This is a genomic window from Micromonospora sp. NPDC049903, assembly GCF_044460945.1.
Classification (GTDB): Bacteria; Actinomycetota; Actinomycetes; order Mycobacteriales; family Micromonosporaceae; genus Micromonospora.
In genome coordinates this window covers 132,068-150,790 of record NZ_JBITKL010000003.1, presented here as the reverse complement: position 1 = coordinate 150,790, position 18,723 = coordinate 132,068, and the positions used below count along the sequence as shown (strand labels likewise).

General features: G+C 73.6%; 17 protein-coding genes and 1 pseudogene. 6 read left to right on the top strand and 12 right to left on the bottom strand.

Features of this window, described 5'->3' with window-relative positions:
• Positions 1 to 38 precede the first annotated feature (38 nt).
• The 5 genes from ACIBO1_RS08470 to trpC all read right to left on the bottom strand — a co-directional run bounded on the left by ACIBO1_RS08470 (position 39) and on the right by trpC (position 5,606).
• Positions 39 to 1,226: an FAD-dependent oxidoreductase gene (locus tag ACIBO1_RS08470; protein WP_396742714.1), complete on the bottom strand. Its 1,188-nt coding sequence runs from the start codon at positions 1,224 to 1,226 to the stop codon at positions 39 to 41.
• Between the two features lie 4 nt (positions 1,227 to 1,230).
• On the bottom strand, positions 1,231 to 2,382 hold the full coding sequence (gene lgt, locus ACIBO1_RS08465) for a prolipoprotein diacylglyceryl transferase (protein ID WP_396742711.1): 1,152 nt from the start codon (positions 2,380 to 2,382) through the stop codon (positions 1,231 to 1,233).
• A gap of 140 nt (positions 2,383 to 2,522) precedes the next feature.
• Entirely contained in the window at positions 2,523 to 3,326 is an 804-nt protein-coding gene (trpA, locus tag ACIBO1_RS08460; protein ID WP_396742708.1) for a tryptophan synthase subunit alpha, read from the bottom strand.
• Positions 3,327 to 3,396: 70 nt separating this feature from the next.
• A complete protein-coding gene (gene trpB / locus ACIBO1_RS08455; protein WP_396742705.1) occupies positions 3,397 to 4,632 on the bottom strand; it encodes a tryptophan synthase subunit beta in 1,236 nt (411 codons plus the stop codon).
• Positions 4,633 to 4,802: 170 nt separating this feature from the next.
• On the bottom strand, positions 4,803 to 5,606 hold the full coding sequence (gene trpC / locus ACIBO1_RS08450; protein WP_350696790.1) for an indole-3-glycerol phosphate synthase TrpC: 804 nt from the start codon (positions 5,604 to 5,606) through the stop codon (positions 4,803 to 4,805).
• Positions 5,607 to 6,048: 442 nt separating this feature from the next.
• Between trpC and ACIBO1_RS08445 the strand changes: the two genes are divergently transcribed.
• Complete coding sequence (locus tag ACIBO1_RS08445; protein WP_396742702.1) at positions 6,049 to 6,309, top strand: hypothetical protein; 261 nt, start codon at positions 6,049 to 6,051, stop codon at positions 6,307 to 6,309.
• 16 nt (positions 6,310 to 6,325) lie between these two features.
• Here the strand turns inward: ACIBO1_RS08445 and ACIBO1_RS08440 are convergent, their stop codons facing one another.
• The 4 genes and pseudogenes from ACIBO1_RS08440 to ACIBO1_RS08425 all read right to left on the bottom strand — a co-directional run.
• Positions 6,326 to 6,904: a Trp biosynthesis-associated membrane protein gene (locus ACIBO1_RS08440; protein ID WP_396742699.1), complete on the bottom strand. Its 579-nt coding sequence runs from the start codon at positions 6,902 to 6,904 to the stop codon at positions 6,326 to 6,328.
• 114 nt (positions 6,905 to 7,018) lie between these two features.
• Complete coding sequence (locus ACIBO1_RS08435; RefSeq protein ID WP_396742696.1) at positions 7,019 to 8,572, bottom strand: anthranilate synthase component I; 1,554 nt, start codon at positions 8,570 to 8,572, stop codon at positions 7,019 to 7,021.
• A 43-nt stretch (positions 8,573 to 8,615) separates the two neighbouring features.
• Positions 8,616 to 9,047 carry a phosphoribosyl-AMP cyclohydrolase gene (gene hisI, locus ACIBO1_RS08430; RefSeq protein WP_396743283.1) on the bottom strand — a complete coding sequence of 144 codons (432 nt, stop codon included), beginning with the start codon at positions 9,045 to 9,047 and terminating at the stop codon, positions 8,616 to 8,618.
• Positions 9,048 to 9,227: 180 nt separating this feature from the next.
• Positions 9,228 to 9,551, bottom strand: a pseudogene (locus tag ACIBO1_RS08425) (phosphoribosyl-AMP cyclohydrolase); the annotation flags it as partial.
• A 527-nt stretch (positions 9,552 to 10,078) separates the two neighbouring features.
• On the opposite strand from ACIBO1_RS08425, the gene ACIBO1_RS08420 reads away from it, so the two are divergent.
• Genes ACIBO1_RS08420 through ACIBO1_RS08410 form a run of 3 tightly spaced genes read left to right on the top strand, consistent with a single transcriptional unit; the run spans position 10,079 to position 12,196 of the window.
• Complete coding sequence (locus ACIBO1_RS08420; RefSeq protein WP_396742693.1) at positions 10,079 to 10,816, top strand: ABC transporter ATP-binding protein; 738 nt, start codon at positions 10,079 to 10,081, stop codon at positions 10,814 to 10,816.
• Positions 10,816 to 11,571 carry an ABC transporter permease gene (locus ACIBO1_RS08415; RefSeq protein ID WP_396742690.1) on the top strand — a complete coding sequence of 252 codons (756 nt, stop codon included), beginning with the start codon at positions 10,816 to 10,818 and terminating at the stop codon, positions 11,569 to 11,571. The genes ACIBO1_RS08420 and ACIBO1_RS08415 overlap by 1 nt, the downstream gene beginning before the upstream one ends.
• Positions 11,572 to 11,599: 28 nt before the next feature.
• Positions 11,600 to 12,196: a TetR family transcriptional regulator gene (locus ACIBO1_RS08410; protein WP_396742687.1), complete on the top strand. Its 597-nt coding sequence runs from the start codon at positions 11,600 to 11,602 to the stop codon at positions 12,194 to 12,196.
• Positions 12,197 to 12,203: 7 nt separating this feature from the next.
• On the opposite strand, the gene ACIBO1_RS08405 is transcribed toward ACIBO1_RS08410, so the two are convergent.
• The 3 genes from ACIBO1_RS08405 to ACIBO1_RS08395 all read right to left on the bottom strand — a co-directional run bounded on the left by ACIBO1_RS08405 (position 12,204) and on the right by ACIBO1_RS08395 (position 16,757).
• The gene (locus ACIBO1_RS08405; protein ID WP_396742684.1) at positions 12,204 to 12,938 is read right to left on the bottom strand and encodes a DUF2470 domain-containing protein; all 735 of its coding nucleotides are present in this window, start codon (positions 12,936 to 12,938) and stop codon (positions 12,204 to 12,206) included.
• A gap of 110 nt (positions 12,939 to 13,048) precedes the next feature.
• Positions 13,049 to 14,833 carry an ABC transporter ATP-binding protein gene (locus ACIBO1_RS08400; protein ID WP_396742680.1) on the bottom strand — a complete coding sequence of 595 codons (1,785 nt, stop codon included), beginning with the start codon at positions 14,831 to 14,833 and terminating at the stop codon, positions 13,049 to 13,051.
• A 55-nt stretch (positions 14,834 to 14,888) separates the two neighbouring features.
• Complete coding sequence (locus ACIBO1_RS08395; protein ID WP_396742677.1) at positions 14,889 to 16,757, bottom strand: ABC transporter ATP-binding protein; 1,869 nt, start codon at positions 16,755 to 16,757, stop codon at positions 14,889 to 14,891.
• Positions 16,758 to 16,904: 147 nt separating this feature from the next.
• Between ACIBO1_RS08395 and ACIBO1_RS08390 the strand changes: the two genes are divergently transcribed.
• Together ACIBO1_RS08390 and ACIBO1_RS08385 are read left to right on the top strand one after the other, a co-directional pair.
• Positions 16,905 to 17,534, top strand: coding sequence for a TIGR03085 family metal-binding protein (locus tag ACIBO1_RS08390; RefSeq protein ID WP_396742674.1), 630 nt, complete (start codon positions 16,905 to 16,907; stop codon positions 17,532 to 17,534).
• 124 nt (positions 17,535 to 17,658) lie between these two features.
• On the top strand, positions 17,659 to 18,597 hold the full coding sequence (locus tag ACIBO1_RS08385) for a terpene synthase (protein ID WP_396742672.1): 939 nt from the start codon (positions 17,659 to 17,661) through the stop codon (positions 18,595 to 18,597).
• Positions 18,598 to 18,723 lie beyond the last annotated feature (126 nt).

The following is an 18,723-nucleotide window of genomic DNA, read 5'->3' as shown; positions in this document are numbered from 1 at the left end:
AGCAGACGGGCGGGGGCGGCGGGGGGTGGGGGGGTGGGTCAGGTTGGGGGGCGCCACTGGGCGGCCACGGAGGCAGCGCTGCCCAGGAGGCGGGGGGTGATGGTGCCGAGGGCGGCGTCTCGGGCGCGTAGGGCCAGCCGGCCACGGGTCTGCAGCACCGCCGACATGCGGCGGGTCTGGCGGACCACGGTGGCCGCGCGGGGGCGGCGCGTCCGGTCGTACGCCACCACCGCGTCCGGCAGCGTGGACTCCCGCAGCAGCGCGGCGAGCGTGACGGCGTCCTCGAAGGCCAGACAGGCGCCCTGCCCGAGGTGCGGTGGCATGGCGTGGGCGGCGTCACCGAGCAGCACCACCCCGCCCGGTCCGACCGGGAAGCCGTACGACTTGGGCAGCGGACGCAGCTCGCGGATCTCCTGCTGCACCAGATCGGCCGGGTCGGTGGCGGCCAGCAGCTCGTCGACCGGGGCGGGCCAGCCCGCGTACCAGCGTCGCAGCAGCGCCAACTGGGTCTCCGGCGGCTCCGGGCGGGGTGCCCCGGCGGCGGTGGCCATCCAGTAGATGCCGCCCCGGCTGGACGCGCCGGAGGAGCCGCGCTCGCCCAGCGAGGCGGCGGCGAAGCGGTATCCGGCACCGAGGACCTCCCCACCGACGGGCCCGCCGTCGGCCAGGTTCGGTGCGCGGTACCAGGGGACCACCGCGCGCCAGGCGGCACAGCCGGAGCTGACCACGCTCGCCTCCGGGGCGAGTTGGCGGCGGATCACGCTGTCCGCGCCGTCGGCCGCGACCACCAGGTCGGCCTCGAACGTCTGCCGGCCGTCACCGACCGCCGGGCGGGCGCCCGGGGCGGCGCGTACGGTGCGTACCGTCACGCCGGTCCGCAGCTCGACCCGCTCGCCCAGGCCCGCGATCAGCGCGTCGTGCAGGTCCTCCCGGTGCACCACGACCGGCAGGCGCTCGGCCGGGGTCTGCCGGGGCTGCACCAGCCAGTGCCCGTCCGGGCGGCGCACGCCGCCATCCGGCAGCGGGGTGGCGATGGCGTCCAGGCCGGCACCGAGATCGAGGGCACGCAGCGCGCGGACGCCGTTGGGCCAGAGCACCACGGCGGTCGGCTCGGGCCGGATCCGGTCGGCCCGTTCCAGCAGGGTGACCTGCCACCCCGAGCGGGCGAGCGCACCGGAGACCGCCAGGCCGCCCAGCCCGCCGCCGACCACGACCGCGCTGCGCATGGCCTCAGCTGTCGCGATCGGCCGGACGTGCCGCCGCGCCCTCGGCGGCGGTCGGGGTGTCCCCGTCGTCGGTCGAGGCGCCGGCGGCCGGGTCGGAGTCAGGGTCGGTGCCCGGGGCGGGGTCGGCGGGGTTGGTCACCTCGCCGGGGGCCTCACCGGTCTGCCGCCAGTGCGCGAACTGCTCCTCGCTGACCACCCGGTAGCCCTCCGGCACCGCCGGCTCGGTCCGGCCGCCGCGCGTCGCCGACAGGTCGACCTGGGAGACGTCGGAGCCGGCCGGTGCCGCGGTGGCGGCCGGCAGTCCGACCGGGATCAGGTACTCACGCGGCCCGCGCACCCGCAGGAAGTAGATCAACGCGCCGACGAAGACCAGGGCCGCCGTCCAGACGTTGAGGCGTACGCCGAGGATGCTGGTGGCATCGTCGGTCCGCATCATCTCGATCCAGAACCGGCCGGCCGTGTAGCCCATCACATAGAGGGCGAACGCCCGGCCCCGGCCGAGACGCAGCTTGCGGTCGAGGAAGAACACCAACGCGGCGACGCCCACGTTCCAGAGCGCCTCGTAGGCGAAGGTCGGGTGGTAGAGCCCCTCCTCCAGGATCGGCCGCCCCGCCTCGTCACGCAGCGCCTGACCGCCGTCCATCCGGTGGATCTCCAGCCCCCAGGGCAGGTCCGTCCGGCCGCCGTACAGCTCGTTGTTGAACCAGTTGCCCAGCCGGCCGATCGCCTGCGCCAGCGGCAGGCCCGGCGCCAGCGCGTCGGCGACCACCGCGAACGGGATGCCGAGCTGCCGGGCGGCGATGTAGGCGCCGACCGCGCCACCGGCGACCGCACCCCAGATACCCAGGCCGCCCTCGTGGATGAAGAAGACCTTGATCGGGTCACCGCCGGTGCCGAAGTACGCCGCCGGTGAGGTGATCACGTGGTAGATCCGGGCGCCGATGATGCCGGCCGGCACCGCCCAGAGGGCGATGTCGAGCACCGCGCCGGGGGCCACGCCGCGCTGGCGCAACCGTCGCTCGGTGACCCAGCAGGCCACCACGATGCCGGCGATGATGCACAGCGCGTACGCCCGCAGCGGGATCGGGCCGAGATGCCATACGGCGGTGCTCGGGCTGGGCAGGGCGGCCAGGGACGTCGGCGAGGCGAGACTCACGGGTGCACACGCTACCGCTGCGGACCCCCGGAACGTCACCCCGGTCCGCCTCAGCCGCCCGGGTTCCGTGGCCCGTCGGGGCTTTTGTCCCTCGGAACGTCGCGCGCGTCGGCCCCACCCCAGGTGGCGTACCGGTCGGGTCAGCGGGCCGGGTTGCGTACGCCCTCGGCCAACTCCGCGCTGAGCGTCCGCAGAGCGGCCAGCCCGGCCTCCTGGTCGGGGGCGTCGAGCAGGCAGCGGATCAGGGCGCTGCCGACGATCACCGCGTCGGCGTACCCGGCGACGGTGGCGGCCTGCTCCCCGGTGCCCACGCCCAGCCCGACGCCGACCGGGATCTCGCTGATCTCCCGGACCCGCGACACCAGCACCGGCGCTGCCTCCGAGGTCTGCGCGCGGGCCCCGGTGACCCCCATGATCGCGGTGGCGTAGACGAAACCACGGCAGTGTTCGACGGTCATCGCCAGCCGGGCGTCGGTGGACGAGGGGGCGACCAGGAACGTGCGGTCCAGTCCGTGCGCGTCCGAGGCGGCCAGCCACTCCTGGGCCTCGTCGGGGATCAGGTCGGGGGTGACCAGCCCGGTGCCGCCGGCCGCCGCGTAGTCCCGGGCGAAGGCGTCCACGCCGTACCGCTCGATCGGGTTCCAGTAGGTCATCGTCACCACCGGGGCACCGGTGGCCGCGACCTCCTCCACGATGCGCAGCGTGTCCCGGGTGCGTACCCCGCCGGCCAGCGCGATGTCGCTGGCCCGCTGGATGACCGGGCCGTCCATCACCGGATCGGAGTACGGGATCTCCACCTCGATCACGTCGACGCCCGCCGAGACCATCGCCTTCATCGCAGCGATGCTGCCCTCGACCGTCGGGAAGCCGGCCGGCATGCAGCCCACCAGCAGCGCCCGGCCGTCGGCCCGAGCCTTCTCGAACGCCCCACCGATCCGGCTCATGCCGCCGCTCCGCTTCGCTCCGCGCCGTCACGAGACACCAGGGCGAGATGATTCGCTCGCTGACGCTCGCTCATGCCGCCACTCCGCTTCGCTCCGAACCCAGGATGCCGAAGTACTCGCCGGCGGTGTGCACGTCCTTGTCGCCGCGACCGGAGAGGTTGACCACGATGGTGGGTTCCCGGCCCAACTCGGCGGCGAGCTTCGGGGCCACGGCCAGGGTGCCGGCGAGCGCGTGCGCGCTCTCGATCGCCGGGATGATCCCCTCGGTACGGCAGAGCAGCTCGAACGCGGACATCGCCTCGTCGTCGGTGACCGGCAGGTAGCGGGCCCGGCCGGTGTCGTGCAGCCAGGCGTGCTCCGGGCCGACGCCCGGGTAGTCCAGGCCGGCCGAGATCGAGTGCGACTCGACGGTCTGGCCGTCCTCGTCCTGCAGCACGAAGGTCCGCGTGCCGTGCAGCACGCCGGTGGAGCCGCCGGTGATGCTGGCCGCGTGCCGTCCGGTGGCCACCCCGTCGCCGCCGGCCTCGAAGCCGTAGAGGCGTACCTGTGGGTCGTCGACGAAGGCGTGGAAGATCCCCAACGCGTTGGAGCCGCCGCCGACGCAGGCCGTGACGGCGTCCGGCAGGCCGCCGGTGAGCTCCTGGCACTGGGCCCGCGCCTCGTCGCCGATGCCGCGCACGAAGTCGCGCACCAGAGCCGGGAACGGGTGCGGGCCGGCCGCCGTCCCGATCAGGTAGTGCGTGTCGTCGACGTTGGCGACCCAGTCCCGCATCGCCTCGTTCATCGCGTCCTTGAGCGTGCGCGAGCCGTTCGTGACCGGCACCACCTCGGCACCGAGCATCCGCATCCGGGCCACGTTGAGCGCCTGCCGCTCGGTGTCGACCTGGCCCATGTAGACCACGCAGTCCAGGTCGAACAGGGCGGCGGCGGTGGCGGTGGCGACACCGTGCTGACCGGCCCCGGTCTCGGCGATCACCCGCTTCTTGCCCATCCGCCGGGTCAGCAGCGCCTGACCGAGCACGTTGCGCACCTTGTGCGCGCCGGTGTGGTTGAGGTCCTCCCGCTTGAGCAGCACCCGGGCGCCGACACGCGCGGAGAACCGGCGGGCCTCGTAGAGCAGCGACGGGGTGCCGGCGTAGTCGCGCAGCAGGGCGGCGAACTCCGCCCGGAACGACTCGTCGGCCATCGCCGCGCGGTGCGCCGCGTCCAGCTCGTCCAGAGCGGCGACCAGCGCCTCCGGCACGAACCGGCCACCGAACCGGCCGAAATGCCCGGCCGCGTCCGGAAAAGACGCCTGCTCGCTCACGCTGACACTCCGCTCCGCTGCGTGCCCCCGTGAGGCACCACCGCACCGATGATTCGCTCGACAGGCTCGCTCATGCCGACACTCCGCTCCGCTGCGCGCCGCCATCAGCCACCGCGTGGATGACTCGCTCGAAGGACTCGCTCATGTCGGATCCTCTCGCCGCGACGGCGTCAGCGCACCGGGCGGGGCGTGGCGGGGTGGTTGCCGGCGTTGACCAGCTCGGCCACCGCCTCCCGCGGGCTCTTCTGGGTGACCAGGCCCTCACCGACCAGCACCGCGTCCGCCCCGGCCGAGGCGTACCGGATCAGGTCGTGTGGACCACGGACACCGGACTCGGCGATCTTGACGACGTTGCTCGGCAGACCGGGCGCGATCCGCTCGAACACCGACCGGTCGACCTCCAGCGTACGCAGATCGCGGGCGTTGACCCCGATCACCTGCGCGCCGGCCTCCAGGGCCCGGTCGGCCTCCTCCTCGTCGTGCACCTCGACCAGCGCGGTCATGCCCAGCGACTCGATCCGCTCCAGCAGGCCGACCAGCACGTTCTGCTCCAGCGCGGCGACGATCAGCAGCACCAGGTCGGCGCCGTGCGCGCGGGCCTCGTGCACCTGATAGCTGGAGACCACGAAGTCCTTGCGCAGCACCGGGACGCTGACCGCGGCCCGGACGGCGGCGAGGTCCTCCAGCGAACCGCCGAACCAGCGCCCCTCGGTGAGCACGCTGATCGCCCGGGCGCCACCGGCCGCGTAGTCACCGGCCAGGTCCGCCGGGTCGGCGATGTCGGCGATCTTGCCCTTGGACGGCGAGGAACGCTTCACCTCGGCGATGACCGCGACGCCGGGCCGACGCAGCGCGGCGTACGCGTCCAGCGGCGGCGGGGCGGCGGCGGCGAGTTCGCGGATCCGCTCCATCGGGACCTGCTCCTGCCGCCGGTCCACGTCCTCGCGGACGCCGGCCAGGATCTCGTCGAGCACGCTGACGGACGCTGCCGGGCCGGCCTCGTTCCCTTCCGCGTGCGGATGCTCAGCAGTCACCAACGGACTCCCCTCTCCGGGTGTCATGGGCCGATGCTAGGTGCCGCCACCTGGCACCGACCGGTGGGGGTATGGCGCGCCTCACGAAATGGGCTGCGGCATAATGACCGACCTGCGCGAACAGGGCGTGACGCTGCGTCACCCCCTTATCGACGCCCACCCATATCGACGGCAGCCCCGACCTTACCGGTCAGCTTCCGTCGAGGTCGGTCGATGCTGTGAGCAAGCTCAAGGCCGAACGGCCCTTTGCCTGCTCAGACCCCCTGCCGCAGTGTTGATGTCGTGGTCATCACCACGAAACGTGAACCGGGCAGCATCGGACTCGGGCACACTCGATGACGCGCCTACCCCATCGCCACGACGATCTCTCCCCGGGGTGATCATGAATTCCTCCGCGCCGCAGCAGACCATCGGACTCACCACCATCTCGCGTACCGTCGCGTCGCTCGCCGTCGGTGTCGTCCACACGCTGGAGCGCGCCGTGGTCGGCCCGACCCGGATCCGGACCGCCCGCGGCAACGCCTGGGAGGCCATCTGCGCCGACCGGGCCCGAGCCGACCAGCGGGCCGCACTGGACCGGCTGGTCGCCGAACTCGCCGCCAGCCGGTCGGCCGACGCCCGGGACCGCCAGCCGGTCGCCTGACCCCGGTCCGGCCCGCTCAGCGCTCGGTCGGGTCCTCGCCCCGGTCGAGCGCGTCCCACGCCTCGACGGTGCCGGCCCCACGGATCGGGCCCGCCGCCGGTGCCGACTGCCGGGACGGGCGCTCGTACCGGGCACCCATCGCCGGCCAGTCCCGCCCGCGCAGCGCCGTCAACAGCCCGCCGGCCGCCGCCAGCAACCCGCCGAGCAGGGTGAGCGCCGGCCACTGCCGGGCCACCTCGCCGCCGATCTCGGCGACCAGCCCGTATCCGCCGCCGCCGACGATCATCAGGCCGAGCAGCGCCAGCAACCCGCCGAGCACCTGCCGCAGCCGGCCACGGGTGGCCAGCACCGCGCCGCCACCGGCCAGCCCGACCAGGGCGAGCGCGGGCAGCCAGGGCAGCAGTTGCGTCCCGGTCCGCCCTTCGTCCGCCAACGGTGTCGGTACGCCGACCACGTCGGTGTCCACCGCCCAGGTGCGGGTCACCGCCCAGAGCGCCAGCCCCGCACCGGCCAGGCAGAGCAGCACGGCGTACGCCAACTCGCGCCGGCCCGACGCGGACGGCGCGTCGCCCCCGGGCGAGGTCTGCTCACTCACTGGGCTTGCCTTTCGCTCGCGACTGCGGGACTCCGCTGCGCTGCGTTCCTCGCGCTCACCGAACCCACCCTCCGCTCGCGACTGCGGGACTCCGCTGCGCTGCGTTCCTCGCGCTCACCGAGCCGGCCTGAGTGTCTCGGCGGCGGCGATGGCGGCGAGCACCGCGGCGGCCTTGTTGCGGGTCTCCTGGTCCTCGGCGGCCGGATCGGAGTCGGCCACCACCCCGGCACCGGCCTGCACGTACGCGCGACCGGCCCGGATCAGCGCGGTGCGGATGGCGATGGCCATGTCGAGGTCGCCACCGAAGCCGAAGTAGCCGACGGTGCCGCCGTACAGGCCCCGGCGTACCGGCTCCAGCTCCTCGATGATCTCCATGGCGCGCACCTTCGGCGCCCCGGACAGGGTGCCCGCCGGGAACGTCGCGGCCAGCGCGTCGAAGGCGGTGCGGTCGGCGCGCAGTGTCCCGACCACGGTGGAGACGATGTGCATGACATGGCTGTACCGCTCGATGGTGGCGAACTCCGGCACCTCGACGGTGCCCGGTCGGCAGACCCGCCCCAGGTCGTTGCGGCCCAGGTCGACGAGCATCACGTGCTCGGCGCGTTCCTTCGGGTCGGCGAGCAGTTCGGCGGCGAGCCGTGCGTCGGCCTCCGGGGTGGCCCCGCGCGGGCGGGTGCCCGCGATCGGGTGCAGCAGCGCGCGCCGCTCGCCGTCGACCTCGCCGGTCACCTTCAGGTGCGCCTCCGGGGAGGAGCCGACGATGTCGAAGTCGTCGAAGCGCAGCAGGTACATGTACGGGCTCGGGTTGGTGGTGCGCAGCACCCGGTAGACGTCCAGCGGGTCGGCGTCGGTGTCGCGCTCGAACCGTTGGGCGAGCACGATCTGGAAGCACTCGCCGGCCCGGATCGCCTCCTTGGCCGCCTCGACCGCCTTGGGGTAGCCCCCCTCGGGGGTACGGCTGCGTACCTCGCCGGCACTGGGGCGGCGGACCGTGGAGACCATCGGCGGGATCGGCCGGGACAGCGCGGTGGTCATCGCGTCCAGCCGACCCACCGCGTGGTGGTAGGCGGCGGCCACCTGCGCCTCGCGGTCCGGGTCGTCGAGCGGGGGCAGGACCGCGTTGGCGACCAGGATGGCCGAGCCGTCGAAGTGGTCCAGCACCACCAGGTCGGTGGCGAGCATCATGCCCAGCTCGGGTACGCGCAGGTCGTCCTCGGTGAGCGAGGGCAGCCGCTCGAAGCGGCGGATCAGGTCGTACCCGAGGTAGCCGACCATGCCACCGGTCAGCGGGGGCATGGTCCCGTCCGGCTCGCCGGGCGGACCGGCCAGCGCCGCCACCGTGGCCCGCAGCACCTCGACCGGGTCGCCTGCGGTGGGCAGTCCGGCGGGCGGCTCGCCGAGCCAGGCCGCCGAGCCGTCCCGTTCGACCAGGGTGGCGCTGCTGCGCACGCCGACGAAGGAGTACCGGGACCAGGCCAGCCCCGACGAGCCGACGCCCTGCTCGGCGGACTCCAGCAGGAACGTGCCGGGCCCGCCGGCGAGCTTGCGGTAGACCCCGACCGGCGTCTCCGCGTCGGCCAGCAGTCGCCGGGTGACCGGCACCACCCGCCAGCGGGCGGCCAAGTCGGTGAAGGTGGCCAGATCCGGGCTGACCATGCCGTCGGTCATGCCGACGCTCCGGGGCGTCCGAGGAGTCGCGCGTGGTGCCCGTTCACGAGGACACCTCGCCGGAGGTGACCGGGAGTTCGGTGGAGAAGCAGGTGCGCCGGCCGGTGTGGCAGGCCGCGCCGACCTGCTCGACGCTGACCAGCACCGCGTCACCGTCGCAGTCCAGCGCCACGGACCGCACGTACTGGTGGTGGCCGGAGGTGGCGCCCTTGACCCAGTACTCGCGGCGGCTGCGCGACCAGTAGGTGGCCCGGCCGGTGGTCAGGGTGCGGTGCAGGGCCTCGTCGTCCATCCAGGCCACCATCAGCACCTCACCGCTGTCGTGCTGGCGGACCACGGCGGCCACCAGGCCGTCGGGGGTGCGGCGCAGCCGCGCGGCGATCTCCGGATCGAGTCGCGACGGCCGGTCCGGGCCGCCCGGCGGCTCCGGCGGGGAGAGGTGGGCGCCGCTCGTCGGCGCGTCAGGTACGGGCACAGTGACCCATTGTCCCGCACGCGGCGCCGGTACCCCAGTGGGCTCCCGGCTGGCGGACGGCGCAGGGCCGACGGGCTGGCGCAACTGGGTGACGTACCGGTCCAGGCGCCCGTCGAGCAGGGCGTCGGCGAAGTCGGTGCCGGCCACCTCGGCCACCTCGGCAGCGAACGGGCGGATCAGCGGCAGGGTGCCGGCGACCAGCCGGACCGCCGCCGCCCAGAGTTGCCCGGTCGATCCGGGCAGCAGGCCGAGGCAGCGCAGCATGTCCTGCCGGTAGCCGGGCGGGGCCACCGGCAGGTCGAGCGCGGCGGCGAAGGCCGAGCGGCGGGACACCACCCGGACCGAGGGGTTCGCCAACCGCAGCACCGAGGGGCAGAGCCGGGCCAGGTCGGCGGCGGCCAGCCGGACGCCGAGCGGGTCGTCGGCGTCGCGCGCGGCGGCCACCTTGCCGAGGGTGGCGATCAGTTCCTCCAACCGGGGTTCGTCGGCCGGCTGGCAGAGCACGGTCAGGTCGATCCGGTCCCGCCAGTGCGGGTCGGCCCAGAGCAGCCGCGCGGGTGCCGTCACCGGCAGCCCGAACGCCCAGTCGGCCGGCTCCCCCAGCCGCGTCACCCAGGACCGGATGTCGCGGGCGGCGACCGAGACGTGGGTCAGGCGCCCGGAGTGCTCCGTGAGGTACGCCCGTCGTACGGCGTACGGGGCTCCGTTGACCAGCACGTCGACGTCGACGTCGCTGTGCGGGGTGGCGGCTCGACGGGCGTGGCTTCCGCGCAGCAGGATGCCGACCACGGGCCGGTCGGCGGTCGCCCGCAGCCGCGCGGCCCAGTCGTCGAAGAACCCACTGTCCGGTGACGGAGCGTGATCCACTGCGCCATCGTGCCGCAGGTCCGATCCGGGCGCAATGCCCTACAACGGACATGCTGTCCGATACGAAGGCTAAAGCCCGTGCTATGGCGATATCGCACTCTAGCTCGCCCCACGGAATTCAACTACCGTTGATTTCAACAGATGATGAGTTTCGGAGGTGGGCGATGGCGGAGGCGATCGCCGTCCGGGACCTGGTCGTGGACCGGGGCGGACGGCGGGTACTGCACGGGATCGACGCCGGGGTGCCGCGCGGCGCGGTCACCGGGCTGCTCGGCCCCAGCGGCAGCGGCAAGACCACACTGATGCGCGCGATCGTCGGGGTGCAGGTGGTCACCGCCGGTACGGTGACCGTGCTGGGACACCCGGCGGGCGCGACCGAGCTGCGCCACCGGGTCGGCTACGTCACCCAGGCGCCGAGCGTCTACGCGGACCTGACGGTGCGGGAGAACGCCCGCTACTTCGCCGCCCTGCACGACCGGGGCCGGGCCGAGGCGGACCGGGCGGTGTCCGACGTCGGGCTGGCAGCGGCGGCGGGCCAGATCGTCGGCACCCTCTCCGGCGGGCAACGCAGCCGGGCGTCACTGGCCTGCGCGCTGGTCGGCGAGCCGGAGCTGATCGTGCTCGACGAACCCACCGTCGGCCAGGACCCGGTGCTGCGCGCCGAGCTCTGGGCGAGGTTCCACGCCCTCGCCGCGGCCGGGACGACCCTGCTGGTGTCCAGTCACGTGATGGACGAGGCGGCCCGCTGCGACCGGCTGCTGCTGATCCGCGCGGGGCGGCTGGTCGCCGACGACACCCCGGCCGCGATCCGGGCCGCCGCCGGGGTCGACGACCTCGACGAGGCGTTCCTGCGGCTGATCCGGGCGGCCCAGGCCGACGACCAGACCGGCGGGGAGGCGTGATGAACCTACGGATCCTGGCCGCCACCGTCGGCCGCATCCTGCGGCAACTGCGCCACGACCGGCGTACGGTGGCGCTGCTGGTGGTCGTCCCCACCGTGCTGCTCACCCTGGTCTACTACATGTACGCCGACCAGCCCACCCCGCCCGGCCAGCCGTCCACCTTCGACCGGATCGCGCTGGTGATGCTCGGCTTCTTCCCGTTCCTCATCATGTTCCTGGTGACCAGCATCGCCATGCTGCGCGAGCGGACCAGCGGCACGCTGGAACGGCTGCTCACCACCCCGCTGTCCCGCACCGACCTGCTCTTCGGGTACGGCATCGCGTTCGGGCTGGCCGGCGCGGTGCAGGCCACCATCGCCTCGGCCGTGGCGTACTGGGTCTTCGGTCTCCAGACCGCCGGCAGCAGCGCACTGGTGATCCTGGTCGCGGCGCTGAACGCCGTGCTCGCCGTCGCGCTCGGGCTGCTGTGCAGTGCCTTCGCCCGCACCGAGTTCCAGGCCGTACAGTTCATGCCGGTCGTGGTCGCCCCACAACTGCTGCTCTGCGGGCTCTTCGTGCCGCGCGACGAGATGGCCGGCTGGTTGCAGGCGATCAGCGACGTGCTCCCCCTGTCGTACGCCGTCGAGGCCCTTCAGGAGGTCGGCGCGCACGCCGAGCCGACCGCGACGATGTGGCGGGACGTGGCGGTGGTCGCCGGTGCGGCGGTGCTGGCGCTGGTGCTCGCCTCGGCCACGCTGCGACGGCGCAGCGGCTGACGGGGCCACCGAGCGGGAAGAGAGGGCGATGGCACGGCGCAGCGGACGGCGACCCGGCAACCCGGCGACCCGGGACGCGATCCTGGCGGCGGCCCGCACCGCCTTCGCGGAGCGGGGTTTCGACGCCGCCACCATCCGGGCCGTCGCCGCCGCCGCCGAGGTCGACCCAGCCCTGGTGCACCACTACTTCGGCAGCAAGGAGCAGTTGTTCCTGGCCGCCGTGCAGGCGCCGGTCGACCCTCGGGAGCTGCTGCCGGCGGTGCTCGAAGGCGGCCGCGACGGGATCGGGGAACGACTGGTCCGTACGTTCGTCGCGGTGTGGGACTCGCCGGCCGGCGCCGCCGGGGTGGCCCTGCTGCGGTCGGCGGTCGGCAACGAGTGGACCGCCCGGCTGGTCCGGGAGTTCCTGACCACCCAGGTGTTGCGCCGGATCCTCGATCACCTCGACGTCGACCCGGCCCAGCTTCCGTTGCGCGGCGGGCTGGTGGCGACCCAGTTGATCGGGCTGGCCGTCATGCGGCACGTCATCCGGCTGGAGCCGATCGCCTCCGCCGAGCCGGAGACCCTGGTCGCCACCGTCGGGCCGACCGTGCAGCGCTACCTCACCGGCGAGTTGGTCGACTGAGGCGCGCTCAGGCGCCGGCCGCCGGGTGCAGCATCTCGTCGAAGATCCGGGGCAGCTCGTCGTGTCCGGCCACCGGGCGCGCGAAGGCGAGCCGGGTCCGGTGCCGGGCACCCGCGTGCCCGAACGAGACCAGCATCCCGTACCTGTCGATCCGCTCCAGCCGAGGCGTCACGTCGCCGTCGGTCAGGCCCAGCCGGCGGCGCAGGTAGGCGGTCAGCCGGCCGGCGTACCGGTCGGCCAGGTCGGCCAGCAGCACCGCCTCGACCGGGTGCAGCGGGTCCGGCTCCGCCTCGGCGTACGCCGCCGGGTCGACCCGGCGCAGCGTGCCGGCGCGGTCCCACTGGGCCTGCTCCACCTCGAAGCGGCACAGCCGGAACCGGGTGCCGACGTCGAGCAGGTCCCCGGTGGCGTCCACCTCGGCGAAGTCCAGCGCGGCGGCGCGTTCCTCGGGGCCGCTCAACTGGCGTACCCAGCCGGAGACCAGCGCGCGGCCCAGCGACGGTGCGCCCGCGGCGGGCGGCAGGTCCAGCACGTCCAGCGCCACGGCGAGCGGGCGGTCCGGACCGGTGGTACGCAGGGCGGCGGTGAGGTCACTGACCACCGGCACCAGCAGCAGCACCCGGCCGTCGCGGTCGGTGACGTGGCGGACGTGGTGCAGACCGGGTCGGCAGGCCACGTGAACGAGACCGGCCAACCGGCCCGCGACGAGGGTACGAACGATCTCGGCAGGGCTCGGCCGCATGGCACGACCTCCTTCTAAGGTTAGGCTTACCTAACCCGAAGACTAGGGCATCGCGCCGATCACGTCCACCGGATCCGGGCACCGGCCTCGCCGGGACACGTCCGCGCCGATCACCGCGTCTGCTCCAGCCAGGAGGCGTAGAGCAGGCCGTAGACCGAGTCCGGGTCCCGGATCAACTCCTCGTGCGGCCCACGCTGCACGATCCGACCCCGGTCCACCACGATCACCTCGTCGGCGCCCTGCGCGGTGGAGAGCCGGTGCGCGATCGCCAGCGTGGTCCGCCCCCGGGTCACCGCGTCCAGCGTCCGTTGCAGGCGTACCTCGGTGGCCGGGTCGACCGCGCTGGTCGCCTCGTCCAACACCAGCAGATCCGGGTCGGCCACGTACGCCCGGGCCAGCGCCACCAACTGCCGCTCCCCCACGCTCAACGCCTCACCGCGCTCACCCACCCCGGTGGCCAACCCGGCCGGTAGCCCGTCCAGCCAGTCGGCCAGCCCCAGGTCGCTGAAGGCCGCGGTGAGCTGCTCGTCGGTCAACTCGGGACGACCGAACCGCACGTTGTCCGCCACCGACGCGTCGAACAGGAAGCCGTCCTGCGGCACCATCACCACCCGGGACCGCAACGAGTCGAACCGGACGTCGGTCAACGGCACCCCGGACAGCAGCACCGCACCCGCCGACGGGTCCATCAACCGGGTCAGCAGCTTGGCGAAGGTGGTCTTGCCGCTGCCCGTCTCGCCCACCACCGCGACCCGACTCTTCGCCGGGATCTCCAGGCTGACGTCGTGCAACACGGTCGGCCCGTCCGGGTAGGCGAAACGCACCTGCGCGAAGCGGATGTCCAGCGGCCCACCGGGCAGCTCCCGCCCCTGCGGACCCGGGTCGGCCACGTCCGGCGAGACGTCCAGCACGTCCAGCACCCGCCGCCACCCGGCGATCGCGTTCTGCGCCTCGTTGAGCACCTCCGTGGCGATCTGCACCGGCTGGATGAAGAGCGTCACCAGGAACAGGAACGCGGTGACCGCGCCGATGCTCAACGTCTGGTCGGCGCCGAGGAGCACGCCGAGCACCACCACACCGGCCAGCGCCATCCCGGCCGCCAACTCCCCCACGGAGCTGCCGAGGATGCTGATCCGGATGGCCTTGCGCTGCGCCTGCTGCTGACTGTCGATCGCTTCGTCCAGCCGCCGCGACGTCCGGCCGGCGATGCCGTACGCGCGGATCACCGGCGCGCCGACCACGCTCTCGCCGACCGCCGCCAGCAACGTGCCGGTCCGCTGCCGCACCACCCCGTACGCGGCGGCGAGTCGACGCTGGATCAACCGGATCACCAGCACCGCCGGCACGAACGCCGCGAAGACCACGAGCGTCAGTTGCCACGAGTACGCCAGCATCACCGCCGTCGTCACCACCAACTGACCCAGGTTCACCAGCAGGATCACACCGCCCCACTGGAGGAACTGGGTGATCTGGTCGACGTCGCTGGTGACCCGGGAGACCAGCGAGCCCCGCCGCTCGGACTGCTGGTGCAGCATCGACAGGTCGTGCACGTGCCGGAACGCCCGCACCCGGACCCCGGCCAACGCCGTCTCGCTGACCGTGAACAGCCGCCGCATCATCAGATAGCCGCAGGCGGTGGTCACCACCAGCACGGCGGCGGTGACCGCCACGACGACGAACAACGCGTTCAGGTCGAGCCCACCGACGATGCCCCGGTCGATGCCCTGCTGCACCGCCACCGGCACGGCCACCCGGCCGACCATGTAGACCAGTGCCAGGCCGAGGGTGGCGCCCAGGCCGACCCGCAGCTCCGGCGACAGCGCCAACCCCCGGCGCAGCGTCCGCCAGGTCGACTCCGCCGGCTCCGGCACCTCCGTGGTCACACTCGCGCTCACCGGTGCCGTCCTTCGTTCACGACTGCGGTACTCCGCTGCGCTGCGTTCCTCGCGCTCACCGGTCCACCTCCAGGGAGGAGGCCAGCGGGGTGACCTCGTCGTACGTCGGTTGCCGCTCGTGGTCCACCTCGGCCTGCTCGTACGCGGTGACCAGGTTGGCGTAGCCGGGCACGGTGGCCAGCAGCGTGGTGTGGGTGCCCCGCGCGATCACCCGGCCCTGCTCCAGGTAGATGACCTCGTCGGCGAGGGCGATGGTGGCCCGGCGGTAGGCCACCACCAGGATCGACGCTCCCGGGCCGCCCGCCTCGGACGAGCGCAGCGCGGCCAGGATGGCGGCCTCCACGCGCGGGTCGACCGCGCTGGTGGCGTCGTCGAGCACCAGCAGGCGGGGACGCCCGGCCAACGCCCGGGCCAGGGTGAGACGCTGTCGCTGCCCGCCGGAGAGCGAGGTGCCCCGCTCGCCGACCCTGGTGTCCAGCCCGTCGGGCAGCGCGGCGACGAACCCGTCGGCCTCGGCCAGCCGCAACGCGGCCCACACGGCCTCGTCGTCGATGCCCGCCCGGTCCAGCGAGACGTTGGCGCGGACGGTGTCGTCGAAGACGAACGGCACCTGCGCCACCAACGCCACGGTGCCGGCGAGTGAGTCGGCGGCCAGCTCGCGCACGTCCACGCCGTCGAGGCGTACGGTCCCGGCGCGGGGGTCGATCAACCGCACCGCCAGCGACGCCACGGTGGACTTGCCGGAGCCGGTCGGTCCGACCAGGGCCACGGTCTTGCCGGCCGGCACGGTGAAGGTGACCTCGCCGAGCACCTCGGTACCGGGCAGGTGCGCCTCGGCCGGCTCGTAGGCGAAGGCGACGTCGGTGAAGGAGAGCGTGGCGGGCGCCTCGGCGTCCGGGTCGAGCCGGGTGCTGCCGTACGGCATCTCGCCGGTGGCGTCGAGCACCCGGCGGACCCGGTCCCACCCGGCGACGCTGCGCGGAAGTTCGGCCAGGACCCAGCCGATGGCCCGCACCGGGAAGGCCAGCACGGTGAAGAGGAACGCGACGCTGACCAGCTCGGCGACCGAGATGGCGCCCTGCTGCAACCGGTACGCGCCGACCACCAGCACGGCGAGCGTGCCGAGGCTGGGCAGGGTCTCCAGCATCGGGTCGAAGATGCCGCGCAGCCGCCCGACCGAGATCAGGGCGTCGCGCAACTGACCGGCGCGGGCCGCGAACCGGTCGGTCTCCTGGGCCTCCCGACCCATCGTCTTGACCACCAGAGCGCCGTCGAAGCTCTCGTGCGCGATGCCACTGACCTCGGCACGCAGCCGCTGCGCGCGGGCCTGACGCGGGGCCATCCGGCGGGAGTAGGCCACGTTGAGCGCGAACAACGCCGGGAACACGGCCAGCCCGACCAGGGCCAGGGCCCAGTCGGTGACGAAGAGCGATCCGACCGCGCCGACCAGCATCACCAGCGTGCCGACCGCGAACGGCAGCGGCGCGATCGGGTGCCAGGCGGCCTCCACGTCCGAGTTCGCGTTGGACAGCAGGGTGCCGGTGGCGTTGCGGTGGTGCCAGGACAGCGGTAGTTCGAGGTATCGGCGGGTGACCCGGCGTCGGTAGTCGGCCTGGAGGCGGTACTGCATGTATCCCGCGCCGAGCCGCCGGCCGAAGATGCCGACCACCCGCAGCACGCTGATCCCGAGCAGCGCGGCGGCGGCCAGGGCCAGTACGCCCACGCCGACCGACCCGCTTTCGATGGCCGGGACCACCACGTCGCCGACCACCGCGCCGACCACGAACGCGCTGCCCACCACCATCACACCGAACAGCACACTGCCGCTGACCGCGACCGCGAAGATCCTCGGTTGTTCCCGGATGGCCCGCCACAGGACGGCCAGCCCGCGACCGAGCACCTCCCGACTAGTCCCGCTCGCCACGTATCTCCCCCGCCGTAAGCCGCCACAATCCTCCCTCATCCTTACCGCAGCGCGCCCATCCCGCCGACCCGCGGCAATATGTCCGACGTCACCTCGCACGTCGGCACGAACCCGGCGGACCGACCGTGCTCCGCCTACGATCACGACATGCCGCGCTACGCCCGGTCGGAGCGCGAGGCGCTCACCGACCTGATGTCTTCCCTGGGTCCGGACGCCCCGACGCTCAACGAGGGCTGGACCACCCGTGATCTGGCCGCGCACCTGGTGGTGCGGGAGCGGCGGCCGGACGCCGCCGCCGGCATCCTGATCGGGCCGCTGCGCGATTACGCCGAGCGGGTCCGGCGCGAGATCGCCGCGCAGGACTGGGCCGACCTGCTCGCCGAGGTACGCCGGCCACCGGTGTGGAGCCCGGTGAGCAACCCGCTCACCGACGAGCTGGCCAACACGATGGAGTTCTTCATCCACCACGAGGACGTCCGGCGGGCCCAGCCCGAGTGGCAGCCCCGCGCGCTGCCCACCGGACTGGAGCAGGTGTTGTGGCGACGGGCCGCCACCCTGGCGCGGATGGCCCTGCGCCGGTTCCCGGCCGAGGTGTCCGTCCGGGCACCGGGGCTCGGCGAGGTGACCGCCGGTCGGGGCGGCGAGGCGCTGGGGCTGATCGGCGCCCCGGGCGAGCTGGTGCTGTTCCTGAGCGGCCGGCAGCGCGCGTCGCGGGTGCAGGTCGAGGGCGGTGCCGAGTCCGCGGATCGGCTCCGCAGCGCCAACCTGGGCTTCTAACCGTCTGTGCGGAACCGGTCACGGCGATATCCGAAACGTTATTTGTCCGATCTCCCGGCCCTCCGCGCCGCTCCCGTACGCTGGCCGCGCCGCCTCGTGGGGAAGCGGCGCGACAGGGAGCCCGATGCGAAGCTTTGCGGTCTCGGCCCTGCGGGAGCCCCCGTTCTCCGGCGCCCGGCATCACGACACCGAGCAGGTTGCCCGGGAGAGCACGGACTGGGCGCAGCACCTGGGTCTGATCAGTAACGGGCAACGACTACGCCGGGCCGATGCGGCCGGGCTGGCCGGACGGGCCTGCCCGGAAGCGTCGCTGGACGGCCTGCGCCTGCTGGCCGACCTGATCTCCTGGCTGTTCGTGATGGACGACGCCTGCGACGAGGACGGCCTGGGCAGCGACCCGACCCGACTCGCGCCGACCGTGGCCGCACTGCTCGACGTACTGGACCGCCAGGGCACGCCGACGGAGTCGGCGGTCGGCACGGCCGGGCCCCTGGGGCTCGCGCTGGCCGACCTGTGCGGGCGCGTCCGGGCCCGTCAACGCCCGGCGGTGCTGCTGCACTTCACCTCGGCCATGCGGGGCTACCTGCTCGCGCTGCTGTGGGAGGCGGCCAACCGCGAACACGGCCGGGTGCCGCCGGTCGACGAGTACGTCCAGATGCGCCGGCACACCGGCGGCGTCTATCCCAGCATCACGCTCACCGATCTGGCGCTGGACGGTTTCCCACCGGCCGACCAGCGGGCCGACCCCGACTGGGCCGAGTTGGACCTGCTCGCCGCCGACCTGGTCTGCTGGTGCAACGACGTCTTCTCCTACGGCAAGGAGCACCGGGACGGCCCGGACGCGCACAACCTGGTCACCGTGCTGGCCGGGGAGACCGGCGACGAGTCGACGGCGCTGCGGGCCGCCGCGGAGCGGTTCAACGACGGGCTGAGCGCATATCTGACCGCCGAGCACGAGTTGCTGGCCAGTCACGGCGACGCGGTCCGGCCGGCGCTGGCGGCCCGCCGCAACTGGATCCGGGCCACCTACGACTGGTCCCGGGCCGCCGAGCGGTACGCGTGACACGACGGCGTCATCGACCGGCACGGGGGCGGCGATGATCGTCAGGGCTAGCCGATGCCCCGGCGCAGGCAATACCCTTCGGTAACGAACACCGACGTGACGACCGTCACGCCTCCACCCCCGAAG

Excerpts from the sequence above, each read along its gene's own strand:
- ACIBO1_RS08470 (WP_396742714.1), bottom strand. The coding sequence starts at position 1,226 with ATGCGCAGCGCGGTCGTGGTCGGCGGCGGGCTGGGCGGCCTGGCGGTC.
- trpA (WP_396742708.1), bottom strand. The coding sequence starts at position 3,326 with ATGAGCCGGATCGGTGGGGCGTTCGAGAAGGCTCGGGCCGACGGCCGG.
- ACIBO1_RS08445 (WP_396742702.1), top strand. The coding sequence starts at position 6,049 with ATGAATTCCTCCGCGCCGCAGCAGACCATCGGACTCACCACCATCTCG.
- ACIBO1_RS08435 (WP_396742696.1), bottom strand. The coding sequence starts at position 8,572 with ATGACCGACGGCATGGTCAGCCCGGATCTGGCCACCTTCACCGACTTG.
- ACIBO1_RS08420 (WP_396742693.1), top strand. The coding sequence starts at position 10,079 with ATGGCGGAGGCGATCGCCGTCCGGGACCTGGTCGTGGACCGGGGCGGA.
- ACIBO1_RS08415 (WP_396742690.1), top strand. The coding sequence starts at position 10,816 with ATGAACCTACGGATCCTGGCCGCCACCGTCGGCCGCATCCTGCGGCAA.
- ACIBO1_RS08410 (WP_396742687.1), top strand. The coding sequence starts at position 11,600 with ATGGCACGGCGCAGCGGACGGCGACCCGGCAACCCGGCGACCCGGGAC.
- ACIBO1_RS08405 (WP_396742684.1), bottom strand. The coding sequence starts at position 12,938 with ATGCGGCCGAGCCCTGCCGAGATCGTTCGTACCCTCGTCGCGGGCCGG.
- ACIBO1_RS08390 (WP_396742674.1), top strand. The coding sequence starts at position 16,905 with ATGCCGCGCTACGCCCGGTCGGAGCGCGAGGCGCTCACCGACCTGATG.
- ACIBO1_RS08385 (WP_396742672.1), top strand. The coding sequence starts at position 17,659 with ATGCGAAGCTTTGCGGTCTCGGCCCTGCGGGAGCCCCCGTTCTCCGGC.